Origin of the sequence: Azospirillum oryzae, assembly GCF_008364795.1 — a bacterium.
GTDB lineage: Bacteria > Pseudomonadota > Alphaproteobacteria > Azospirillales > Azospirillaceae > Azospirillum > Azospirillum oryzae.
In genome coordinates, this window is the sequence record NZ_VTTM01000002.1 from 748,122 (window position 1) to 765,218 (window position 17,097).

A 17,097-nucleotide genomic window follows, 5' to 3' on the forward strand; every position below is an offset into this window, starting at 1 on the left:
AGGGCGGCGACGCGACTTCCCCTAGGGACGATGTTCCGACACGTTTCTGGGGAGCCACCATGCTGAACCGCATCCGGTCCTTGTTCGCAGGCGACGACGGCGCCGAGCCGGGCGAGGACGCCCTGCAGGCCGCCGCCGCCGCCCTGATGGTCGAGGCCGCGCGCACCGACAACACCATCTCCGAGGCGGAGCGCGACCGCATCATGGCCGTCGCCCGCCGTCACTTCAAACTGAGCGAGGAAGAGGCGCAGGACCTGCTGTCCGCCGCCGTCTTCGACACCGAGGACGTGTCGCCCTACCATCGCTACGTCAGTGTCATCATGGACCGCTGCCCGCCCGGCCAGCGCATCTGGATCATCGAGATGCTGTGGGAGGTCGCCTACGCCGACGGCGTGCTGAACGACCTCGAATCGAGCCTGCTGCGGCGGATCGGTGGGCTGCTGCACATCTCCGACGTGGAACGCGGCGAGGCCCGCAAGCGCGTTCTGGCGCGGCTGGGGTTGCCGGACGATGCGGGGTTGCCGGCCTGAGGGGACGGGGAGCTTGCGAGGTTGGACCTCCACCCGACCTCGCACCCTGGCTCTATCCCCCACCCCAACCGGCATAGCCGCCGCCCCGCCGCTTGCGCGGCGCCTGCGGGGTGCCTAGCCTGTGGCCACAGGATTCACTCTTCCGAGGAACAGGTTCCGTGCCCAGCGCGATTCCCACCGCTGCCTATCGTGGCGACGACGCCCTTGCGACCCTGTTGATCGAGGCCGGGACCGGCCGGTCTCCCGCCGATGTGCGCGCGCTGCTCGCCGGCGTGCTGGCGGCACCGGAGGGGGAGGAGCCCGCCGCCTGGACGGTGCTGGTTGGGGAAAATCTCCCGCCGGCCCTGACCGAACAGCTCCAGGCGTTGAAAGCGCTGCTGGCCGCCGAAGCGCCAACCGCCCAGCCCGGCCCCGCCCAGCGTCTGGCCGACCTGCGCGCCGCGCTGAAGCGCCGCGACCTCGACGGCTTCATCATCCCGCGCGGTGACGAGCATCAAGGCGAATATGTGCCGCCGCGCGCGCAGCGGCTGGGCTGGCTGACCGGCTTCACCGGATCGGCTGGCAACGCGGTGGTCGCCGCCGACCGCGCGGCGATCTTCGTCGATGGCCGCTACACCCTCCAGGTCCGCAGCGAGGTGCCGGCCGACCTGTATGAGTACAAGCATCTGGTCGAAGACCCGCTGACCGACTGGATCGTCGCCGCGCTGCCGGACGGCGGACGCTTCGGCTTCGATCCCTGGCTGCACACCATCGGCTGGGTGGAAAAGACCCGCGCCGCGCTGGAACGCGCCGGCATCCTGCTGGTGGCCTGCGAGGACAACCCGCTCGATTCGGTGTGGCAGGGCCAGCCGCCGGCGCCGCTGACCCCGGTGGTTCCGCAGGACGACGCCTTCGCCGGCGAAAGCTCCGCCGACAAGCGGGCGCGGCTGGCCGACGAATTGGGGCAGAAGGGCATCGCCGCCGCCGTGCTGACCCAGCCGGACAGCATTGCGTGGTTGCTGAACATCCGCGGCGCCGACGTGCCCTGCACGCCGCTGCCGCTGTCCTTCGCCATCCTGTCCGCCGATGCGTCCGTAGAACTGTTCCTCGACCCGCGCAAGCTGGCGCCGCAAACCCGAGCCCATCTCGGCAATCAGGTGCGGGTGCGGCCGGTGGAGGAATTCGGTCCGGCGCTCGACGCCGTCGCCCGCGGCTCCGCCCGTGTGCTGGCCGACCCGTCCTGCACCTCGGCCTGGATCGTCGACCGCCTGCATCTGGCCGGTGCGAGGGTGGAGCGCGACGGCGATCCCTGCGCCCTGCCCAAGGCCTGCAAGAATGCGGCGGAACTGGCCGGCACCCGCGCCGCCCATGTCCGTGACGGCGCCGCGCTCGTCCGCTTCCTGCACTGGTTCTCCGAAGAGGCGCCGAAGGGCAATCTCACCGAGCTGGCGGTGGTGGAGCGGCTTCTGGCCTGCCGCCGGGAGAATGAGCGGTTCCGCGGCGTCAGCTTCGACACCATCGCCGGGGCCGGCCCGAACGGCGCAATCGTCCATTACCGCGTCACGCCGGAGACCGACCGGCGGCTGGAGCCGGGAAGCCTGTTCCTGCTGGACAGCGGCGCGCAATATCTGGACGGCACCACCGACGTGACCCGCACACTCGCGGTCGGCGAGTTGGACCCGGCGTTGGCGGCGGAGATGCGCGACCGTTTCACCCGCGTGCTGAAGGGGCACATCGCCCTGTCCACCGTCCGCTTCCCGCAGGGCACGACGGGCTCGCAGCTGGATGTGCTGGCGCGTCTGCCGCTGTGGCAGGCCGGGCTGGACTATGACCATGGCACCGGCCACGGCGTCGGCAGCTTCCTGTCGGTGCATGAGGGGCCGCAGCGGGTGTCGAAGGTCGGCAACACCGTGGCATTGCAGCCGGGCATGATCCTGTCCAACGAGCCCGGCTATTACAAGACCGGCGCCTATGGCATCCGCATCGAGAACCTGATCGTCGTCCGGCCGGCGGAGCCGGAAGGCGAACCGGCCGGTGCGGAACGCCCGATGTTGGAGTTCGAGCCGCTGACCCTGGTGCCGATCGACCGGTCGGCGATCGAGCGGTCGCTGCTGAGCGACGCGGAGGCCGCCTGGGTCGACGCCTATCATGCACGGGTGCGCGAGTCGCTGTCGCCGTTGCTGGACGAGGCGGCCCGCAGCTGGCTGTATGGGGCGACCGCCCCCCTGTGACGCGGGCGGACGGCTGTATCAAATCATGGCCGGGTGCTGGGGGCGCCCCTGATTCCGCAAGATGTTGCCGTCCGTGGTAACACGTTCTTTACCAGCCTGCTGCAGTGTGACCCAAGGGGATGACTTTTGGCGGCAGTTAGGGCACTACAGTCGGCATCACTTCCCGGATTACGGCGCAGCCCCCGCGCCGGGTGGGCGTAACGGCCGGTCAGATACCGGCAACGGATTATTGCGGAGACGTCTAGATGAAGATCCTCGTCGTCGATGATTACGCCACCATGCGGCGCATCGTGCGGAACCTGTTGACCCAGATCGGCTACACCGACATCGACGAGGCCGGCGACGGCGTGTCGGCGCTGGCGAAGCTGCGCGAGAGCAAGTTCGGCCTCATCATCTCCGACTGGAACATGGAGCCGATGACCGGTCTGCAGCTGCTGAAGGAAATCCGCGCGGACGCGAAGCTGGCGGCGACGCCCTTCATCATGGTCACCGCCGAGAGCAAGACCGAGAACGTGATCGCCGCCAAGCAGGCCGGCGTGAACAACTACATCGTCAAGCCCTTCAACGCCGACACGCTGAAGCAGAAGATCCAGGCCGTCATCGGCGGCTGATCCTCGGTTTTCGTGATCGCGACTGACTGTTCGGTCCGGGCGGACGGCGGCACCTGCCGTTCGGTGCCCGGTCCATAGGGCGGCTGGCGAATCCAGTTTGGGGAGTGGACCGGTTTGGAGCAGCTTCCGCAGCTGTCCGATGAGGAGTTCGAGCAGATCGAGGACGCCATCGCCCGATCGGCGAAGGGCAGGGCGTTCCTGCGGCGGCTCCACCGGCGGTCCCTCGGGGCCGCGACGGAGGAAGTGCGCGCCATGCTCCAGGAGTTCCGCGACTCCTGGAATCGCCAGAACGAAGCGGTGGAGGCCGGCAAGCATGTCGGCGTCCTGCGCCGCGAACTGATGGAAATGGCCGCCTCGATCGAGCAGGCGAGGCGGGAAGTGGCGGCGCTGCGGCCCCCCGACGGGTCGGGCGACAAGATCCTGTCCGCCACCAACGAACTGGACGCCATCGTCATCTCGACCGAGCGTGCGTCCTTCGAGATCCTGAACGCCGCGGAACGGCTGATGGATCTGTCGGGCAAGCTGCGGGCCAGCGGTGCCGATCCCGCGATGTGCGGCGAGATCGACACCCAGGTGAACGACATCTTCACCGCCTGCTCCTTCCAGGATCTGACCGGCCAGCGCACCAGCAAGGTCGTCAACGCGCTCCGCTACATCGAGCAGCGCGTCATGGCCATGATCAGCATCTGGGGCGAGGATGGGCTGGCCGGCATCATCGTCAAGGAAGAGCAGACGGACAGCCGTCCCGACGCCCATCTGCTGAACGGTCCACAGCTGGACGGCCATGGCGTCAGCCAGGCCGACGTGGACAGCATGTTCGACAGCCCGGCACCGGCGCCGGCACCGGCACCGACGCCGGTTGGGGCCCCACCGCCTCCGCCGCCCGCTCCGGTCCAGTCGAGCCAGGCCGACATCGACAGCATGTTCGACAGCCCGGCACCCGCAACTGCGCCCGCTGCGGCTCCGGTCCAGTCGAGTCAGGCGGATATCGACAGCATGTTCGATTCGCCCGCTCCCGCCGCTGCGCCGGCGGTGGCGAGCCAGTCGGACATCGACAGCATGTTCGACACGCCCGCACCCGCTCCGGCGAAGAAGCCGGTGCCGAAGCCGCCGGGTGCCGCACCGAAGGCCAAAGCCGCTCCCAAGCCCGCCGCCCCGCCTCCGCCGCCCGCTGCGGCGGAGCCGCCGGCGCCGCTGGATCAGGCGGCCATCGACGCCCTGTTCGGATAGGGGGCGGTCGGACTCCAGCACGGACATTCCGTCCCGGGTATTCAGGCTCTCTCCCGATTGACCGCCTCTGCCCGCCGATGGCCGGATGGCGTGCGGTCAGCCGATCCAACCGCAGAACCGACGCACGCGACCCGACATCCACCACACACAGGCCACTGGCGGCCGTTTCCGAGAGGCGGGACCGAGGATGAAGCAGATGACCAAGCCCTTCATGGCCGAGCTTCAGAAAGCCCGCAAATCCGGGCATCCCTTCCAGTCCCTGATCGAGGACGGCGCGGCGGCCCCGTCCCTTCCGGTCCCGGCCCAGGTCGTCCAGGCCGACAATACCGAGGTGCTGCGCGCCATCGGCGATCTGGGCGCCAAGCTGGACCGCTTCCTGACCATGGACGCGGCGCAGATCGACCAGATCCAGGTCGAGATCGCCGACATCTCCGGCAAGATCAAGGCGACCAAGGTGGAAATGGCGGCCATCCGCCACCCGCTGGCCGGCGACGACAAGTTCCAGCAGGCCAGCCAGGAACTGAGCGCCGTCGTCGCCGCGACGGAGGCCGCGACCAACACCATCATGGCCTGCGCCGAAGAGCTGGAAGAGGTGGTGTCGGAACTGAAGTCGTCCCTGCCGGAGGGCTATCACAACGACCGCGTCAACGACATGGTCGACGTCATCGTCCGCATCTACGAGGCCTGCAACTTCCAGGACCTGACCGGCCAGCGCATCACCAAGGTCGTCCGCGCCATGTCCTTCATCGAAGAGCGCGTCGACGCGATGATGGGCCTGTGGAACAAGCGCGAGTTCGAGGCAATGCCGCTGCCGCCGTCCGTCACCAAGAAGGACGAGAACCTGGATTTGCACGGCCCGGCCGAAGCCACACCCGACAGCGGCAACATCAGCCAGGCCGACATCGACGCGCTGTTCGGGTAAAACGCCTCCGCCCATCCATTTTCAGCCAGGGGCGGGAAGGGCATATCGCCCGCCCCTGCGTTACCGCTTGCGGCGCCCTCACCCCGGCGTGCTATACAGGGGCAACTTCGAAAGCGCCCAAGACGACGATGCTTCCTCGCCCGTACCGCCTGCCGCTGACGGCCATCCTCCTGTCCGCCGCCCTGTCCGCCTGCTCCTCCACCAAGGAGGACGCGTATGTCGAACGCCCGGCCGACCAGCTTCTATCGGAAGCGGACGCGGCGATGCGCGAGGACGCCTTCAAGAAGGCCGCGAAGCTCTACGACGAGGTGGAGCGCCAGCATCCCTATTCGGATTCGGCCAGCAAGGCGCAGCTTCTCGCCGCCTATGCCCACTATCAGGATCTGAAGTACGACGACGCCATCCTGGCGCTCGACCGCTTCATCCAGCTTCATCCGGGCAGCCCGGATGTCGACTACGCCTATTACATGCGGGCGCTGTGCTATTACGAGCAGATCACCGACGTGCGCCGCGATCAGAAGATGACGCGTCAGGCGCTCGACGCCCTGCAGGAAGTGGTTCGCCGCTTCCCCGAAAGCAAATACGCCCGCGACGCGAAGCTGAAGATCGATCTGACCAACGACCATCTTGCCGGCAAGGAGATGGAGGTCGGGCGCTTCTACCTGCGTCAGCATCAGTATACCGCCGCGATCAACCGGTTCCGCGCCGTCGTTGAAAATTACCAGACCACGTCCCATGTGCCTGAGGCGCTGCACCGCCTGGTGGAGTGCTATCTGGCGCTGGGCGTGACCGACGAGGCGAAGGCCGCCGCGGCCGTGCTCGGCCACAACTTCCCCGGCAGCGAATGGTACACGGACAGCTACGCACTGCTGGTGGACGCCAATCTGCGTCCCGAGCGAAACGAGAAGTCGTGGCTCAATCGAGCCTGGAACTCCCTGTTCTAGGACGCTCCATGCTCGTGTCGCTGACGATCCGGGACGTCGTCCTGATCGAGCGGCTGAGCCTGTCCTTCCGCAAGGGCCTGTGCGCCCTGACCGGCGAGACCGGCGCCGGCAAGTCCATCCTGCTCGACGCGCTGGGGCTGGCCCTTGGCGCGCGCGCGGATTCCGGTCTTGTGCGTCATGGCGCCGATCAGGCCTCCGTCACCGCGGAATTCGAGCTTTCGGGCGACCACCCGGCCTTCGACATCCTGAAGGAACAGGGGTTGGATGCCGACTCCGGCGACTCTGTCTCCGGTTATGGCACGCTGGTGATCCGCCGCACCGTCAACACCGACGGTCGCAGCCGCGCCTGGGTGAACGACCAGCCGGTCGGCGTCGGGCTGCTGAAGACGCTGGGCGCCGAACTGGTCGAGGTGCATGGGCAGTTCGACACCCACGGCCTGCTGAACCCGCAGACCCACCGCGGCGTGCTCGACGCCTATGCCGGGCTGTCGGCCCAGGCGGCGCAGGTCGCCGCGGCGCACCGTGCCTGGAGGCAGGTCGAGGATGCGCGCCATTCCGCCGCCGCCGACATCGCCCGCGCCCGCTCCGAGGAGGAATATCTCCGCCATGCCGTGGCCGAGCTGGATGCGCTCGCCCCCAAGGCCGGCGAGGAGGAGGAACTGTCGGAGACCCGCGCGGTGCTGATGCACCGGGAAAAGCTGGTCGACGGCATGAACGCCGCCTATGCCGAACTTTCAGGCGATCGTGGTGTCGAGCGCGCCCTGTCCTCCGCCATCCGCACCCTGAGCCGCATCGCCGACAAGGCCGGCGGCACGCTGGACCCGGTCATCGCCGCGCTCGACCGCGCCGCGACCGAGGCGGGGGAGGCCATCGCCGCGTTGCAGGCCGCTTCCAGCGGAGTCGACATGGACCCGCGGGCGCTGGAGAAGCTGGAGGAGCGGCTGTTCGCGCTCCGCGCCGCCGCCCGCAAGCATGGAGTCGATGTCGATGCGCTTGCGGCCCTTCGCGAGGAGATGGCCGGCCGGCTGCTGCTGATCGAGGATCAGGGCGATCTGCTGGCCAAGCTGGCGAAGGAGGCCGAACAGGCCCGGACATCCTTCCACAAGGCCGCGGATGTGCTGAGCGCCGCCCGCCGCGAGGCCGCCGGCCGACTGGATGTGGCGGTCGCCGGCGAACTGGCGCCGCTGAAGATGGAGAAGGCCAAGTTCCGCACGCTGGTCGAGCCGCTCGACGAGTCGGAATGGAACGCGTCGGGCATCGACCGCGTCGCCTTCCAGGTCGCCACCAACCCCGGCTCCCCGCCGGGTGCCTTGAACAAGATCGCGTCCGGCGGCGAGCTGGCGCGCTTCATGCTGGCGCTGAAGGTGGTGCTGGCCCAGACCTCCACCGTCGGCACGCTGGTGTTCGACGAGGTGGACACCGGCATCGGCGGCGCCGTCGCCGCGGCGGTGGGCGAGCGGCTGGAAACGCTGGGCCATGGCCTGCAGGTGCTGGTCGTCACCCACAGCCCGCAGGTCGCGGCGCGCGGCGCCGTTCACCTGAAGGTGCAGAAATCGCAGAAGGGCGAGCAGGTCACCACCGGCGTTGCCGAACTGGACGGCGACGAGCGGCGCGAGGAGATCGCCCGCATGCTGTCCGGCGCCACCGTCACGGCAGAGGCCCGCGCGGCCGCCGACAGCCTGATCGCCGGCCGCGGCTGACGCCCAGAGCGAATGCTCTGAAAAGGATTGTCACTCCCCCGCCAGCGCCTCGGCGTGGCGGCGGAACAGCTGGACCAGGGCATCGACCACCGCGGCGATGGCCGGCGCGTCGCGCCGGTCGCGGTGGACCAGCAAATGGACGTCCTCGCGCAAGGCGGACGGCGGGTCGATGACGCGGACCAGGGCTGATTCTGCATCGCCCAGCACGCAAGGCAGCAGCGTCACCCCCATCCCGCGCCGGGCGGCGTCGAGCCGCATCGGCAACTCGCTGAGCCGCGCCACGACGCGGGCGCCGCGCTCCTGAACCGTATCGTCCACCCATCCCGATTGCGACGGCCGCCGCCGGGTTTCCGGCAGCCCGACCACTGGTGCGCCGTCCCAGCGGCCGGACCAGTCGCCACGCAGGTCTTGCTTTGCATAGAGCGTGAAACCGAAGCGTCCCAGCCGGCGGGTGACCAGATCACCTTCGGCCGGCACCCGGTCCATGCGCAGCGCGATGTCGGCCTCGCGCTGGGCCAAATTCAGGGTATTGCGGGTGCTGATGATGGTCAGGTCGGCGCCGGTTTCCGCCAGCAGATCGGACAGATGCAGGGTGAGGAAGGCGGAGACGGACGTGGTCGCCGTCACCCGCACCGGCCGGGCTGTTGCGGCCAGCCGGTCGGCATTGCGGGCGAAGGCCGCGGCGGCATCGCCCATGGCCGCGGCGCTTTCCAGCACCGAGCGGCCCAGCGCCGTCAGTTCCAGCCGGTTGGGCAGCCGGTCGAACAGCGGACCGTCCAGCGCCTCCTCCAGCCGCTTCAGCCGGCGCCCCAGGGTCGGCGTGCTCAGCCGCAGCCGCTGGGCCGCGCCGGTAAGGCTGCCGCACCGTGCCGTGGCCAGGAAGGCGCGGATGTCCTCCCAATCCAGATCCGCGTCGTCGATCATCCAGTCCCCGTCCGAATCGCCCCATCCGAATTGCCTGGGCCGGCGGGGCGGGCGGAGGCCGTCACCGCGGCAGCAGGCCGTGCAGGGCGGCGTGCTGCAACAGCATGATGGTCTTGCCGTCCAGGATCGCCCCGCTGCCGACCATGGCAAGGGCATCGGCGAAGGTCAACTCGACCACCTCGATATCCTCGCCTTCCTCGGCAACCCCGCCGCCTTCACTGCGGTCGGCTGCGCGGTATTCGGCGACGAAGAAGGCCAAACGCTCCGTCACCGAACCGGGGCTCATGAAGGCATCGAACACCCGGCGCGGTGCCTGGACGGTCACGCCCAGCTCCTCCTCCGCCTCGGCCCGGATCGCCTCTTCCGGACTGCGGTCTTCGAGCAGGCCGGCGCACACCTCCAGCAGCGGTTCCGCGTGGCCGTTGACATAGGCGGGAAAGCGGAACTGCCGGGTCAGCAGGACGGTCCCACGGGTCGTATCGTACAGCAACAGGGCAGCCCCGTTGCCGCGGTCATAGGTCTCCCGGCTTAGGGTCTGCCAGTTGCCGTCACGGCGGCGATAGTCGAAAGTCGTCCTTTTCAGAACATACCAGTCGTCGGACAGCAGGGTGACGTCGCGAATACGGATGCGCTCGTCCTGATTATCGGACAGTGTCGTCATGGCGGAACCCGATGGCGGTTGGAATGGGCGGCATCCTGCGCCGCCGCCGGCTTCCGGTCAGCCCATCAGGGGTGAAAAGCCCAGCTGCGGAATTGTGGGGGTCGCGCTCTCCGGCCCTCGTTCCACATGTTTTCGATTGCAGAAAAACCGCGCTAAGTTTTGACGATCTCGCGCACTGCGCAAGCTCAATGGCTCAAATTTCGCGCAGAAAGCGGGTAATCTTATCCTATGTTAAGTTAACAAGCCTTAATTAGAACATAGGTATAGCCATTTTGGAGCGTTGCGGCATTGCATTCTCCTGCCTAAATTGTTGATGAAATCCCTTGGCAGTGCGTGACAAACGCCGCCGGTCCAGCTTCCGCTTGAGGTCGCGTTTGTCCGAAGTCTTTGTTCGATGAGCGGCCCGGTTCCTTCGGGGTCTGTAGACCTCACCGATTGTGACCGGGAGCCCATCCACCAGCTGGGTCTTATCCAGCCCACCGGATTTCTGATCGCCGTCACCGCCGATTGGATCGTCCTGCATGCATCCGCCAACATTGGACGCTGGCTGGGTGTGGAGCCCGACGACCTGCTGGGGCATCCGCTGTCCCGCGTGATCACCGGCGAGGCGCTGCACACCATCCGCGGCAGGCTGCAGGTCGCCCACATCAACGGCAGCGTCGAGCGCGCCTTCGGCGTCCATCTGTCCGACCTCGCTCCGGTCTGCGACGTGGCCGTCCACCTGTCCGGCTCCACCATCGTGATCGAGGCGGAACCGAGCGAGGGGGAGGGGCCGCAGGATTCGGGCTCCCTCCTGCGCTCGATGATCGCGCGGATCCAGAACGCCCGCGGCTTCGACGGCTTCTGCCGCGAGGCGGCGCGCCAGATGCGGGCGCTGACCGGCTTCGACCGGGTGATGGTCTACCGCTTCGGCCCCGACGGGGCGGGGGAGGTGATCGCGGAATCGGCGGTGCACGGCATCGGCAGCTTCGTCGGCCAGCGCTATCCGGCCTCCGACATCCCGCAGCAGGCCCGGCGCCTGTACGAACGCAACTGGCTGCGCTGCATCGCCGACGTGAATGCGCCGCCGGTGCCGGTGGTGCCGACGCTCGATCCCACGGGCCAGCCGCTGGACCTGTCGCTCAGCCTGCTGCGCAGCGTTTCGCTGATCCATGTCGAATATCTGCGCAACATGGGGGTCAACGCCTCGCTGTCGGTGTCGATCCTGCGGCACGGCAAGCTGTGGGGACTGTTCGCCTGCCATCACCGTCATGCCCGTTCACTCTCCTTCGAAAGGCGCACCACCGCCGAACTGTTCGGCCAGATGGTGTCGCTTCTGCTCGAGGGACGCGAGCGCGAGCAGGAAAGCCAGCAGGAGGCGCAGGCCCGCCGCGCCCATGTCCGCATCATGTCGATGCTGGCCGACAGCGCATCCCCGCTGGACAGCCTCGTCACCTTCGCGACGGAGTTGCGGACACTGATCGAATGCGACGGCTTCGCCTGCTGCATCGACGGCCAACTGCACATGGAAGGCGAAACGCCAACGCGGGAGGAGACGCAGGGCGTCATGCGCTTCCTGCACCGGACGCCGCCCAGCAAGGTCTATGTGACCGACGAGCTGGGGGCGGTGCATCCGCCGGCCCGCGACTTTACCGAACGGGCCTGCGGGCTGCTTGCGATCCCGGTGTCGCGCTTGCCGCGCGACTATCTGGTCTTCTTCCGCAAGGAGATAATCCGCACCGTCACCTGGGGCGGCGATCCGACCAAGCCGGCGCAATATGGTCCCAACGGTCCGCGTCTGACCCCGCGCAAGAGCTTCGAGGCCTGGAAGGAAACCGTGCGCGGCCGGTCCAAGCCCTGGACCGAATTGGACGAGCGCAACGCCGAATCCCTGCGGGTGACCCTGCTGGAGGTGGTGTTGCGGCTGGCCGACGTCGCCGGCCGCACCCGCAAGGAGGCGACCGAGCGGCAGGAGTTGCTGATCGCCGAACTGAACCACCGCGTCCGCAACATCCTCAGCCTCGTCCGTGCCCTGGTACGGCAGAGCGAGACCGGGGCGGAGACGGTGCAGCAGTTCGCCGCCATCGTCGCCGGCCGCATCGAGGCACTGGCCCGCGCCCATGACCAGATCACCGCCGACAATTGGGGGCCGGCATCCCTGCGTGCCCTGATCGCGGCGGAGATCGGCGCCTATCTGTCGGCCAAGAGCGAGCGGGTGCGGCTGACCGGGCCGGAGGTGCTGCTGGCGCCGCAGGCCTTCTCCGTCTTCGCGCTGGTGGTGCATGAGCTGACCACCAACTCGGCCAAATACGGCGCGCTCAGCGACAGCGGCGGCTGGGTCGAGGCCGACTGGTCGATCGACGCGGGCGGACGGCTGCAGATCGACTGGCAGGAGAATGGCGGCCCGCCGGTGCGGGCGCCGTCGCGCACCGGCTTCGGCACCACGGTGATCGAGCGCTCCGTCCCCCACGATCTGCAGGGCGAGGCCGAAGTGACCTACGCCCTGTCCGGCTTGCGGGCGCGTTTCATGATCCCGGCACAGTATGTCACCGTCGCCGCCAGCCTGCCGGGCGGCGGCCGGCGCAACCTGCCGGTGCCTGCGGCCGATTTCTCCATCGGTGGTCCGGTGCTGCTGCTGGAAGACAACATGATCATCGCCATGGCGACGGAAGACGTGCTGCTGAGCTTCAACGCCAGCCGGGTCAACACCGCCGCCGGCGTCCGCCACGCCCTTCGGCTGATCGACGAGGACCCGCCGGTGGTCGGCGTGCTGGACATCAACCTGGGCAACGAGACCTCGGTCGCGGTCGCCGAACGGCTGCGGGAGCTGGGGATCCCCTTCGTCTTCGCGACCGGCTATGGCGAGAGCGCCGCGGTGCCGGAGCGGTTCGCGGACGTGCCGGTGCTGAAGAAGCCTTACGGGTCGGATCAGGTGGTGCAGGTGCTGGCGTCGGTGATGGGGTAGGCGTTCGCCGCCTATCCCCCGTTCCTTACTCCTTGACCGCCGCATATCGCGCGAACAGGGCCACGCTGACCGCCACGGTGGCATTCAGCGACTCCACCGCGCCGGTCGTCGGCACCGACAGCCGCGTCGCCGGACAGTCGGCCGGCACGCCCTGGCCTTCCTCGCCCAGGATCAGCCGCATGTCGGCCGGCCAGTCGAAGCGGGTCAGATCCTCGCCGCCGCCGTCCAGCGCATAGAGCGGCCCGGCCGCGTCATTCACCTCTGCCCAGCGCGGCCCGCGCAGCAGGGTCAGCGCGAACTGCGCATTCGACGCCGCGCGCAGGCATTTCGGGTGGAAGGGATGCGCCGCCCCCTCCAGCAGCACGATCCGCGACACGCCGAAGGCGGCGGCGCTGCGCAGCAGGGCGCCGAGATTGCTGGGATCGCCCAGCGCACACAGCAGCTCCAATCCCTGCGGCGGCTGCGACAGGTCGATGGCCGGTATCTTCGGCACCGCGCCGACCAGCAGCGGAAAGCCGGTGCCCGACACGTCCAGTGTCCGGAACAGGGCGGGGGCCAGCTGCACCGGCTCCACCCCCGGCGGCAGGCGCCAGGCGGATATCTGGGCGGGGTCGGTGAACAGCAGGCGCTCGAACCGGTCGGGATGCTGGCGCAGCGCCTCCGGCACCGTCTTCAGGCCGGCCAGCAGGAACTTGCCGTTCTTCTTCAGCCCACGGCTTTCCAGCGCCGATTCCCATAGCTTGAACTGCGGGTTTTGCGGGCTTTCGATCAGCAGGGGCGGGCGGGTCATGGCAACTGGCTTTCCGGCAAGGGGATGCCCCCTGCCTAGCACAGCAGCGTCCCCAAAGTCAGGGGTTCAGGCGGCGGCCGAGGAACAGCAGGGGACCGCGCTGGCAGGCGTCCGTGAAGCCGGCGCGCTGGTAGAACTCGACGTTGCGGGCGAAGACGGCGGTGACCAGATGCACGCCGGACAGGCCGTCGGCCCGGCAATCCTCGGCGAAGCGGTCGACCAGCTGGCGTCCCAGCCCATGCTGCCGCCATCCCGGCCGGACATTCACATGGAAATGGGCGGGGTATGCCGCGAAATGGTCGGCGAAGACCTCGTATTTCGGAATGCGTTGGGCCAGTTCGACCGACCCGGCGCTGTCCTTGCAGCCGGTGAGATAACCCACCACCAGCCCGTCGGCCGCCACCGCCATCCAGATGTCCCGCGGCGCCTCCGCCACGAACCAGCCGGTCCAGGTGGAGAGGAATGCGGCGCGGTCGGCATCCGACGCGAACTCCGTCCGGGAGGTGGAGGCGAAGAAGATCTCCTCCAGCGCCGACAGTGCCGCCGCGCGGTCGGCCAGGGCGGTCAGGCGCTCCAGCCGGATATCCCCCCCAGCCGCCATCACGTCCGCCGTCATCACTTCCGCTGTGCGGTCTGGACCGACAGGGAGCGCGGGGCCAGCATGGTGTAATGGCCGCGCGCCTTCATCACGCCCGCACCTTCCTCCGCCTGCGGACCGTGGCCCCAGAACAGGTCGCCGCGCACCGGACCCTTGATGGCGCCGCCGGTGTCCTGCGCCACCACCAGCCGGTTGATCGCGCCGCCGGGCACCGGGGCTTCGCGCACTTCCAGCCAGAGCGGCACGCCCAGCGGGATATGCTCGACATCCACCGCGAGGCTGCGGCCGGGGGTCAGCTCCATGTTGCGGGCGCCGCGGGCGCCGACCTCGGGCTTTACCTTGAAGAAGACATAGGAGGGGTTGAGGTTCATCACCCGCTGGGCCTCGGCCGGATGGTCCTTCAGCCAGCGGCGGATCAGTTGCAGCGACATCTGTTCCGGCGTGGCCTCGCCGCGGTCGATGATATGGCGGCCGATCGGGTAATAGCTGTGACCGTTCTGGCCGGCATAGTGGATGCCGACCACCGAGCCGTCGGCCATGATCGCCCGGCCGGAGCCCTGGATTTCCAGGAAGAAGGCGTCGACCGGGTCGTCCACCCACATCAGCTCCAGCCCCTTGCCCTTCAGCGCGCCGGCTTCGATCCGGGCGCGGGTCGGCATGCCGCGCTTGCCGCGCGCCGGCATGCGGTAGAGCGGGACGTTGTAGCGTTCCGTCCGCGTCCAGCTGCCGTGCAGCTCGATCTCATAGTAACCGGTGAAAAGACCGTTCTCGCCGTTGCTGACGTCGCGCGGGGTGAAGAAGGTCTCGAAGAAGCGGCGGGCTGCCTCGCTGTCGCCGGGGGGCAGGTCGCGGGCGGCGGCGCAGATGGCGCGCCAGTCGTCGGTGGTGCCGGCGGCACGCAACTGCCCCAGCGCCTTGCCCGGCGGTTGGTTCTTCACCCAGCCGCAGGTTCGCTGCACCGCCGGGACCGCCTGGGCATGGTCGTCGTCGATCCAACCCGCGAGATGGCGGAAGTCGGGCGACACCTGATCCCAGGTCGGGCGCTGTGCCGTGCTCCGCTGCCCGTCCACCGTCTGGACGGTTCCGGCGCAGGCCGCCAGCGTCGCCAGCAGGCCACCGAGCAGGGAAAGCCGCAGGAGCTGCCGCTCTTTGGGCCGCTTCATCTCACGCGCACACGCCACCCCAGCCGCAGCCGCCATCGCGCACTCCGCCACCAGCATCAGATCTGTCCGTCGAAGACCCGGATCGTCCGGCCGCCCTGGCGGTCCGGTCACGATAAGGTCACATCACCCGAACGTTTGTGCAGGCGGATACCCCGAGTCGTCAATCCCCAACCTGCACTTTCGGATAGGTCGCGGCTGCTTGTCACGGGTGGATGCCGGGCGGGCCGTTCTGAAGGCGAGCGGAGCAGCCGCGCGGCGGCAGGGCGTGACAGAGCGCGCCAAACGCGGTATCGACAGCCCATACGTGAAGGACCGTCCGCAACGATGCATCCCGCTCCCCACCATACGCTTGGGACCAAGCGGGGGAACATGCGGGCGGCCGGTCCTGTTCGCCGCCATGAGATACCCCAAGGGACCAGACGCCATGACACCCGCCGCCCGCCTCCAGGCGGTCATCGATCTGCTGACCGAGATCGACGAGACCCCTCGCCCCGCCGACGCGGTGATGAGCGCCTATTTCCGCAATCGCCGCTACATCGGGTCGAAGGACCGCACCGCCGTCGCCCAGATGGCCTATGCGATCCTGCGCCGCCAGGCCCGCCTCGGCTGGTGGATCGAGCGCGGCGGCTACGAGCGCGCCACCCCGCGCGCCCGCGTGCTGGCCTATCTGCTGCTGGAAGAGAACCGCAACGCCGGCGTGGTGCTGGAGATGTTCAGCGGCGGCAAGTTCGCCCCCGCCCGCCTGACCGACGACGAGCTGGCGATGGTTCGTGAGCTGGAAAGCCACACGATGGACCATCCCGACATGCCGGAGACGGTGCGGGTGGAGTGTCCGGAATGGGCGGAAGGGCCGATGCGGGCCTCGCTCGGCGACCGCTTCGGGGTGGAGATGGAGAAGCTGCTGGAGGCGGCGCCGCTCGACCTGCGCATCAACCCGCTGAAGGCCAACCAGCAGAGCGCGATCAAGGCGCTGGCCAAGGCGCAGATCACGGCGGAGACAACGCGCTGGTCGCCGCTGGGCCTGCGGGTGAAAGGCCGGCCGCCCCTGGGCAGCGTCGACGCCTTCAAGGACGGTCTGGTCGAGATCCAGGACGAGGGGTCGCAGTTGGTCGCGCTGGCGGTGGCGCCGAAGCCGGGCCATCAGGTGGTCGATTTCTGCGCCGGGGCCGGCGGCAAGACGCTGGCCGTTGCCGCGCTGATGAAGAACAAGGGCCGCGTCGTCGCCTGCGACGTGCTGGACAAGCGTCTGAAGCGCGCCGCCGAGCGGTTCCGCCGCGCCGGCCTGCACAACATCGAGGCGCATCCGCTGACCAGCGAGCGCGATCCCTGGGTGAAGCGCCACAAGCGCAAGTTCGACCGTGTGCTGGTCGACGCGCCCTGTTCCGGCACCGGCACCTGGCGCCGCAACCCCGACGCCCGCTGGCGCCAGCTCGGCCCGGGGCTGGAGCAGCTGCTGCCGCTGCAGGCCAACATCCTGGACAGCGCGGCGCGTCTGGTGAAGCCGGGCGGGCGGCTGATCTATGCCACCTGCTCCATGCTGCATGACGAGAACGAGGCGCAGGTCGAGGCCTTCCTGCAGACCCACCACGACTTCATCGTGAAGCCGGTCGCCGAGGTGTGGGCGGAGGAGGAGGCCGGCACGCCGCCGCCGGTCGAAGGTCCGTACCTGCGCCTGACGCCCGCCAAGCACGACACCGACGGCTTCTTCGCCGCCGTTCTGGAACGCCGTGTGGAGGAGACGGTGTCGGAGGAAAGCGTTTCCGACGTCGGGGTGGAGCAGGGCGAGGTCGATCCTGTCGAGCTGGGCAAGGCGATCGATGCGTGAGTGAGGGGGAGGGGGCGTCTCCCCTTCCCCACCCTTGACAGCCGG

Annotated in this window: 14 protein-coding genes; 9 read left to right on the forward strand and 5 right to left on the reverse strand. The window is 68.7% G+C overall.

What is annotated here, in order from left to right; genetic code table 11:
* Positions 1-59 precede the first annotated feature (59 nt).
* The 7 genes from FZ938_RS09605 (at position 60) to recN (ending at position 8,147) form a co-directional block, all read left to right on the forward strand.
* Positions 60-530 carry a tellurite resistance TerB family protein gene (locus tag FZ938_RS09605; protein ID WP_149198289.1) on the forward strand — a complete coding sequence of 157 codons (471 nt, stop codon included), beginning with the start codon at positions 60-62 and terminating at the stop codon, positions 528-530.
* Between the two features lie 158 nt (positions 531-688).
* Positions 689-2,740, forward strand: a complete 2,052-nt coding sequence (locus FZ938_RS09610) for an aminopeptidase P family protein (protein WP_149198290.1) — start codon at positions 689-691, stop codon at positions 2,738-2,740.
* A 245-nt stretch (positions 2,741-2,985) separates the two neighbouring features.
* On the forward strand, positions 2,986-3,351 hold the full coding sequence (locus FZ938_RS09615; RefSeq protein WP_012974572.1) for a chemotaxis response regulator CheY: 366 nt from the start codon (positions 2,986-2,988) through the stop codon (positions 3,349-3,351).
* A gap of 114 nt (positions 3,352-3,465) precedes the next feature.
* Positions 3,466-4,581 (forward strand): protein phosphatase CheZ, encoded by a 1,116-nt coding sequence (locus FZ938_RS09620; RefSeq protein WP_149198291.1) that lies wholly within the window; start codon positions 3,466-3,468, stop codon positions 4,579-4,581.
* A 196-nt stretch (positions 4,582-4,777) separates the two neighbouring features.
* On the forward strand, positions 4,778-5,503 hold the full coding sequence (locus tag FZ938_RS09625; protein WP_246457797.1) for a protein phosphatase CheZ: 726 nt from the start codon (positions 4,778-4,780) through the stop codon (positions 5,501-5,503).
* A gap of 128 nt (positions 5,504-5,631) precedes the next feature.
* Entirely contained in the window at positions 5,632-6,447 is an 816-nt protein-coding gene (locus FZ938_RS09630) for an outer membrane protein assembly factor BamD (protein WP_109073874.1), read from the forward strand.
* A gap of 8 nt (positions 6,448-6,455) precedes the next feature.
* The gene (recN, locus tag FZ938_RS09635; protein ID WP_149198293.1) at positions 6,456-8,147 is read left to right on the forward strand and encodes a DNA repair protein RecN; all 1,692 of its coding nucleotides are present in this window, start codon (positions 6,456-6,458) and stop codon (positions 8,145-8,147) included.
* Positions 8,148-8,177: 30 nt separating this feature from the next.
* On the opposite strand, the gene FZ938_RS09640 is transcribed toward recN, so the two are convergent.
* Together FZ938_RS09640 and FZ938_RS09645 are read right to left on the reverse strand one after the other, a co-directional pair.
* A complete protein-coding gene (locus FZ938_RS09640) occupies positions 8,178-9,071 on the reverse strand; it encodes a LysR family transcriptional regulator (RefSeq protein WP_174757244.1) in 894 nt (297 codons plus the stop codon).
* Between the two features lie 61 nt (positions 9,072-9,132).
* Positions 9,133-9,732: an NUDIX domain-containing protein gene (locus tag FZ938_RS09645; protein ID WP_149198295.1), complete on the reverse strand. Its 600-nt coding sequence runs from the start codon at positions 9,730-9,732 to the stop codon at positions 9,133-9,135.
* 394 nt (positions 9,733-10,126) lie between these two features.
* Here FZ938_RS09645 and FZ938_RS09650 point away from each other — a divergent pair, with 394 nt between their 5' ends.
* Positions 10,127-12,676 (forward strand): HWE histidine kinase domain-containing protein, encoded by a 2,550-nt coding sequence (locus FZ938_RS09650; RefSeq protein ID WP_149198296.1) that lies wholly within the window; start codon positions 10,127-10,129, stop codon positions 12,674-12,676.
* A gap of 25 nt (positions 12,677-12,701) precedes the next feature.
* Here the strand turns inward: FZ938_RS09650 and FZ938_RS09655 are convergent, their stop codons facing one another.
* The 3 genes from FZ938_RS09655 to mltA are packed head-to-tail and all read right to left on the reverse strand — an operon-like array spanning position 12,702 to position 15,227.
* The gene (locus tag FZ938_RS09655; protein ID WP_149198297.1) at positions 12,702-13,466 is read right to left on the reverse strand and encodes a TrmH family RNA methyltransferase; all 765 of its coding nucleotides are present in this window, start codon (positions 13,464-13,466) and stop codon (positions 12,702-12,704) included.
* Positions 13,467-13,524: 58 nt separating this feature from the next.
* Positions 13,525-14,082, reverse strand: a complete 558-nt coding sequence (locus FZ938_RS09660) for a GNAT family N-acetyltransferase (protein WP_246457799.1) — start codon at positions 14,080-14,082, stop codon at positions 13,525-13,527.
* Positions 14,082-15,227 (reverse strand): murein transglycosylase A, encoded by a 1,146-nt coding sequence (mltA, locus tag FZ938_RS09665; RefSeq protein WP_246457801.1) that lies wholly within the window; start codon positions 15,225-15,227, stop codon positions 14,082-14,084. Before mltA ends, FZ938_RS09660 begins: the two co-directional genes overlap by 1 nt.
* A gap of 424 nt (positions 15,228-15,651) precedes the next feature.
* Between mltA and FZ938_RS09670 the strand changes: the two genes are divergently transcribed.
* Positions 15,652-17,052, forward strand: coding sequence for an RsmB/NOP family class I SAM-dependent RNA methyltransferase (locus tag FZ938_RS09670; protein ID WP_149198299.1), 1,401 nt, complete (start codon positions 15,652-15,654; stop codon positions 17,050-17,052).
* Positions 17,053-17,097 lie beyond the last annotated feature (45 nt).

What these genes read in the sequence shown, in the direction of transcription:
- FZ938_RS09605 (WP_149198289.1), top strand. Translation starts at nt 60, where the DNA reads ATGCTGAACCGCATCCGGTCCTTGTTCGCAGGCGACGACGGCGCCGAG.
- FZ938_RS09615 (WP_012974572.1), top strand. Translation starts at nt 2,986, where the DNA reads ATGAAGATCCTCGTCGTCGATGATTACGCCACCATGCGGCGCATCGTG.
- FZ938_RS09625 (WP_246457797.1), top strand. Translation starts at nt 4,778, where the DNA reads ATGACCAAGCCCTTCATGGCCGAGCTTCAGAAAGCCCGCAAATCCGGG.
- FZ938_RS09630 (WP_109073874.1), top strand. Translation starts at nt 5,632, where the DNA reads ATGCTTCCTCGCCCGTACCGCCTGCCGCTGACGGCCATCCTCCTGTCC.
- recN (WP_149198293.1), top strand. Translation starts at nt 6,456, where the DNA reads ATGCTCGTGTCGCTGACGATCCGGGACGTCGTCCTGATCGAGCGGCTG.
- FZ938_RS09640 (WP_174757244.1), bottom strand. Translation starts at nt 9,071, where the DNA reads ATGATCGACGACGCGGATCTGGATTGGGAGGACATCCGCGCCTTCCTG.
- FZ938_RS09645 (WP_149198295.1), bottom strand. Translation starts at nt 9,732, where the DNA reads ATGACGACACTGTCCGATAATCAGGACGAGCGCATCCGTATTCGCGAC.
- FZ938_RS09650 (WP_149198296.1), top strand. Translation starts at nt 10,127, where the DNA reads ATGAGCGGCCCGGTTCCTTCGGGGTCTGTAGACCTCACCGATTGTGAC.
- FZ938_RS09655 (WP_149198297.1), bottom strand. Translation starts at nt 13,466, where the DNA reads ATGACCCGCCCGCCCCTGCTGATCGAAAGCCCGCAAAACCCGCAGTTC.
- FZ938_RS09660 (WP_246457799.1), bottom strand. Translation starts at nt 14,082, where the DNA reads ATGACGGCGGACGTGATGGCGGCTGGGGGGGATATCCGGCTGGAGCGC.
- mltA (WP_246457801.1), bottom strand. Translation starts at nt 15,227, where the DNA reads ATGAAGCGGCCCAAAGAGCGGCAGCTCCTGCGGCTTTCCCTGCTCGGT.
- FZ938_RS09670 (WP_149198299.1), top strand. Translation starts at nt 15,652, where the DNA reads ATGACACCCGCCGCCCGCCTCCAGGCGGTCATCGATCTGCTGACCGAG.